General features: G+C 69.6%; 4 protein-coding genes. All 4 read right to left on the reverse strand.

The features are described from left to right. Positions 1-1,161, reverse strand: a 1,161-nt coding sequence (locus tag VFX99_RS13295; RefSeq protein ID WP_329666774.1) for a putative baseplate assembly protein, incomplete at its 3' end; no start/stop codon positions are given. Next, entirely contained in the window at positions 1,158-1,559 is a 402-nt protein-coding gene (locus tag VFX99_RS13300) for a GPW/gp25 family protein (RefSeq protein WP_329666775.1), read from the reverse strand. The genes VFX99_RS13295 and VFX99_RS13300, both read right to left, overlap by 4 nt. A 9-nt stretch (positions 1,560-1,568) precedes the next feature. Then, entirely contained in the window at positions 1,569-3,266 is a 1,698-nt protein-coding gene (locus tag VFX99_RS13305) for a VgrG-related protein (protein ID WP_329666776.1), read from the reverse strand. Continuing rightward, positions 3,266-3,674: LysM peptidoglycan-binding domain-containing protein (locus VFX99_RS13310; RefSeq protein WP_329666777.1), on the reverse strand; the 409-nt coding region annotated here is incomplete at its 5' end. The genes VFX99_RS13310 and VFX99_RS13305, both read right to left, overlap by 1 nt.

The raw sequence follows: 3,674 nt of genomic DNA on the forward strand, positions 1-3,674 counted from the left end.
GGTCCAGCCGCCGTCGGTCTCGCGGATCGCGGGCCCGAACTCGATCTCGCCCGAGACCTGGTCGAGGTTGAAGTGGCGGTCGTACTCCGTCGAGCCCACGAAGTCGTCGCGCAGCTCCCAGCGCGCCCAGTCGCCCGACTCGGGGTCCTGGACCTCGAGCGTCTCCCCGGCGGCCGGCTTGAGCAGCGGCGAGTTGTGCAGGGGGAAGATCTGGCCCGGGGTGCCGTCGGAGACGCCGAGGATCTCCAGGCTGATCTGCGACGCGTGCGTGGCGGGCAGCCGCGCGCCCACGACGCCGGCGGTGATCGAGTAGATCTCGGGCGGCTGGGTGTAGGTGGTCGCCGCGCCGCCGTGGCGGGTCTTGTCGTCGATCCGGCAGCGCAGCCAGTGCATCCGGTGGCCGGCCAGCGGCTGGACCGCCGAGCGCGGGGGCAGCTCGAGCGTGACGGTGCCGGAGCCGTAGTTGAAGCCGCCGGTGAGGTCCTCGAGCACCTCGGCCTCGAGCCACTCGTTGTCGCCCTGGGAGACCTCCCAGCGCAGCGGCGGGTCGTCGGGGTTCACGCCGGCGCCGCGCGCCTGCGAGGCGTCGACGTCGACCTCGATCAGCAGGCGGCCGATCGGCTCGTCGAAGCCGAGGTAGAGCGCGTCGCCGATGGTCGGCGGGCTGGCGAAGGCGAGCTGGTCGGCGCCCGCGGGCTTGGCGACGCCGTCGGCGAGGCCGACGCTCTTGACCTGGCCGCCGCGTTGGAGGACGTAGGCCGCCGGCAGCGCGGCGGGGACCTCGAAGGCGTCGTCGACCTGGAAGATGATCGACTCCTCCGTCGCCGTCCGCGGGGTGCCGACCTCGGTGCCGGCGTCGATCAGCAGCGGCTCCTTCGCGGTCTCCGGCAGCCGGAAGCGCAGGCTCGTCTGCGCGGCGCTCGGACCGTCGAGGCGGATGCCGAGCAGCTCGAGCAGCGAGACGTGGAGCTTGTCCGGCACCCGGTTGAGCCGGTAGATCGTCATCTCGGTCATCCACGCGAACAGCTCGATCAGCGTGATGCCAGGGTCGGAGACGTTGTGCTCGGTCCACTCGGGGCACGAGCGGGTGATCTTCAGGCGGGCCTCCGAGACGAGGTCCTGGAAGCGGCGGTCGTCGAGCTGGATCTCCGGCAGTCTCACTCCAACTCCTCCGCGGGAATCACATAGAACGGATAGACGAGGTTGCGCATCGTGTTGGTGGCGCGGACGCGGTAGCCGATGTCGATGATCAGCCGGCCCTCACCGACGTAGTCGAGGTTGAACCGGACGGTCTCGACGAAGACCCGCGGCTCCCAGCGATCCAGCGCGTCGCGGATCGCGAGCTCCATCCGGCCGACGGTCGAGGCGTCGATCGAGTCGAACACGAAGTCGTGCACGCCGCAGCCGAACTCCGGGCGCATCGGGCGCTCGCCGGGGGCGGTGGCGAGGATGAGCTCGATCGCCTGCTCGATGTCCGTTTCGTCGCGGGCCAGCGCGATGCCGCCACGGCGGTCCACCTGGAGCGGGAACGCGAGCCCTGAGCCGATGATCTCCGTCACGTCCAGAACCTATCCGAGATTGATGACCGCGCCCTTGATGTTCACCGGACCGCTGCCCTGGATGTCCACCGTGGCGCCCTTGAGCGTCAGCGACGCGGACGCCTCGACGGTCACGGACACGCCCTTGAGCGTCATCGAGCTGCCCGCCTCGATCTCGTAGGTCGTGCCGGCCTTGAGCTTGGCGCTCTGCGAGGCCTCCTGCTCGATCTTCCCCTGGGCCTTGGTCGTCGCGTCCTTGGTGATCTCGATCATCAGCGCCTGGTCGCTCTTGATCTCGAAGTCCTTCTTGGTGTGGATGTGGGCCTTCTCGTTCGAGAGCAGGGCGAAGCTGCCGTCCCTGTTCTGCATCAGGTCGGCGCCCGGCTTGTCCTTGCCGTTGAAGACCGACCCGAGGACGACCGGGCGCCGGGCGTCGCCGTGCTCGAAGCCGACGATCACCTCCTCGTCGGGCTGCGGGAGCATCATCAGCCCGCGCGCGTTGCCGGCCGAGAGCGACGCCACGCGCGCCCAGGCGCTCTCCTCGGAGTCGCTGAGCGAGGGGTACTTCACGCGCACGCGACCCATCTGGTCGGGGTCGTTGTTGTTGGTCACCAGGCCGACAACGAGGTGCGCGCTCCAGTCCTGCTTGACCGGCGGGTGCAGGAGGTCGAGCAGCCCGCGGTCGGAGCTGCCGGAGATCTGGAAGCTCGTCTGGTAGCCCGTCTTGCCCCGGTAGAGGTGGGTCGAGGACGAGACCAGGTAGGTCCCGCCGAACTTGCTGCCGACGTTCTTGATCGTGACCTTGCACCCCGCCTTGATGTCGGGATTGCCGAAGCACGCGCCCTCGGCCTCCGCGAACGCGTCGGCCTGGCCCTGGAGGGCGCTCTTGGCGATCCCGTTGGCCTCGTCGCTGTTGACGGCGAGGCGGCTGGCCACCAGCGTCGTGCCGCCGCCGAGGTCGCTGGCCACCGCCCTGCGCTGGATGCCGGGGCTGCTCGCGGTCGTGGCGTTCGACGCGCTCCCCGTCACCGTCTGCTTGTTCTTGGGGTCCCAGTTGCGCACGTTGACGGTGTCGATCTGCTGGACGCCGGAGACGCGCGGCCGGAAGCTGATCAGGTTGTCCTGCCAGGTCAGCTCGATCGCCGCCCCGGCGCTTCTGTCCGGCTTCTCGAAGTGGAGCGTGTTGTCCTTGACGAAGACGCGGTAGTCGTTGACGCGCGCGAGCCGCGTGACGAAGTCCCAGTCGGTCTCCGCGCTCTGCTGGAAGAACTCGTACACGACGTTCGTCGACTGGACGTCGGACTGGAGGCCGGACTCCCCGGCGATCTTGCGGACCATGTCCGCGGCCGACACCTGCTGGAACGTGCGGACCTTGCGCTGGCGCTGGAGCTTGTGGCCCTTGTCGAGCGCGCGGATGACGATCTCCGCGCCCTTCGCGCCGAACTCCGGCTCGAACGCGACGACCTGCCCCTTGAAGATCGACTTCGTCGCGGTGGACCCCGTCGAGGAGGTCTTGACCTCGATGTCCTTGCCGATCCCCAGGGTGTTGAACAGCGTGTCGATGTTGTCGCCGGTGGGATCGGCCACCCGCACCGTCGCGGAGCTCGGCAGCAGCAGCGTGTCGCGCACGCGGACCTCGAGCATCGTGTCGCGGATCTTCGGGTCCAGCTGCGCGCCGCCGGCCAGCACGTCGACGCCTGCGACGTGCTTCTCCGCGTCGGTGGGCATCAGTCCTCCAGCCTCGGCAGGCTCAGCGCCCGCCCGCGGCGCAGGTGCATCGGGTTCTCGATCCCGTTGGCGTCGGCGATCGCCCGCCACGTGGTCGCGTCGCCGTAGGCCTCATAGGCGATCGACGGCAGCGAGTCCCCGTCCTTGACCATGTGGACGCCGTGGCCGGCGTTGGCCCGGGTCGTCGGGTTCGTGCCCCGGTTGGCGCCGTTCGAGGACGCCGTGCTGGCCGCCTCGGCCTGCTTGAGCGTCATCTTGACGTCGGCCCGGATCGGGTCGCCGTTGGGCCGGAAGAGCTTGAACGCGACGGTGAGCGACGTGCAGACGGACTTGAACGTCGTCTCGTTGCCCCACGTGAAGGTGATGAACGGCGGCGCGGCGCGGCTGCTGCCGCCGGTGGAGCCGGCC

The organism is Microbacterium sp. (assembly GCF_036277215.1).
Taxonomy (GTDB): Bacteria; Actinomycetota; Actinomycetes; order Actinomycetales; family Microbacteriaceae; genus Microbacterium.

Bases quoted from the DNA above. Each gene is read 5' to 3' on its own strand.
- VFX99_RS13305 (WP_329666776.1), bottom strand. From the start codon at position 3,266: ATGCCCACCGACGCGGAGAAGCACGTCGCAGGCGTCGACGTGCTGGCC.